This is a genomic window from Ursidibacter sp. B-7004-1 (assembly GCF_053654055.1).
On record NZ_JBSIUP010000074.1, the window covers coordinates 1 to 1335 of the forward strand.

The window sequence follows — 1335 nt, forward strand, 5'->3', positions numbered from 1 at the left end:
TGCAACTGCTACATAATACCGCTGTAAATAGCAATAGTTGCTTACGATTATCTTGTATAGTTGTGAGCAACTATTTGTATTTTACGGTTACCTTTGTACTGATATTTGGCAATTACTTGATAAAAAGGTAATATCTATAAACTTTTTAGCAGTTTAGTAATCAAACTGTTTTTTAATAGATTGAGAAAGTAATGAACCAGCAACCAGATCAAGAATTACCTGATAACGATATTGAAGTGATTGAACCAGAAGAAGTGGAATTGATTGATGGCAGTGATGAAACAGATCATAAAGCCTTATCAAATACAATGCTTGTTCCACAAGGAAATTTAGATAGCTATATTCGTATGGCAAATCAATATCCGATGCTCACTGCCGATCAAGAAAAAGAACTCGCAGAACGCTTCTACTATGATGAAGATTTAGAAGCTGCAAAACAGCTGATCCTTTCCCATTTAAGATTTGTGGTACATATTGCCCGTGGCTATATGGGATATGGTTTACCTTTAGCCGATCTAATTCAAGAAGGGAATATCGGTTTAATGAAAGCGGTAAAACGTTTTAATCCTGAAGTGGGGGTGCGTTTAGTTTCTTTTGCGGTACATTGGGTTAAAGCAGAAATTCACGAATATGTATTGCGTAACTGGCGAATTGTGAAAGTGGCGACCACCAAAGCACAGCGTAAGCTATTTTTTAATTTGCGAAAAAACAAACAACGTTTAGCGTGGTTTAATGAAGAAGAAATTCAAAAAGTAGCGGAAGAACTCGGCGTATCGCCCGATGATGTTAAAGAAATGGAATCACGAATGACAGGGCAAGATATGGCGTTTGATCTGCCTGTTGGTGAAGATAGTGATGAAGCTTATGTTCCATCAATGTATATTGAAGATGATAATTCTAATTTTGCAGATGATTTGGAAGATGAGCAACACAACGGGCAAGCAACAGCTCAATTAGCTTATGCTCTTGCACAATTAGATGAACGTAGCCAAGATATTATTAAAACTCGTTGGCTTGATGAAGAAAAAGCTACATTACACGAGCTTGCCGCTAAATATAATATTTCCGCAGAACGAGTTCGCCAGCTTGAAAACCAAGCGTTGAAGAAAATTAAAGATGCGATTACGCTAGAATAGATTGAAACTGCAAATAGAATAAACAAACCAACCGCTTGGTAACTTAAACGCTTACCAAGCGGTTATTTTTTGTAATGAAGTGTAAAATTGTCTATCTGTGAGTAAATACCCCCAGAGATCCTACCAGCATAACGTTTAAATAGACTAAAATGCCAACAAATTTAACTGTAAAGATATAAAAGCGCAGTATTATGTAGCA

1 protein-coding gene is annotated in these 1335 nt (G+C 36.4%); it reads left to right on the forward strand.

Features of this window, described 5'->3' with window-relative positions:
- Positions 1-191: 191 nt before the first annotated feature.
- The gene (rpoH, locus tag ACWIW0_RS11265) at positions 192-1136 is read left to right on the forward strand and encodes an RNA polymerase sigma factor RpoH (protein ID WP_454453390.1); all 945 of its coding nucleotides are present in this window, start codon (positions 192-194) and stop codon (positions 1134-1136) included.
- Positions 1137-1335 lie beyond the last annotated feature (199 nt).

What these genes read in the sequence shown, in the direction of transcription:
- rpoH (WP_454453390.1), top strand. Translation starts at nt 192, where the DNA reads ATGAACCAGCAACCAGATCAAGAATTACCTGATAACGATATTGAAGTG.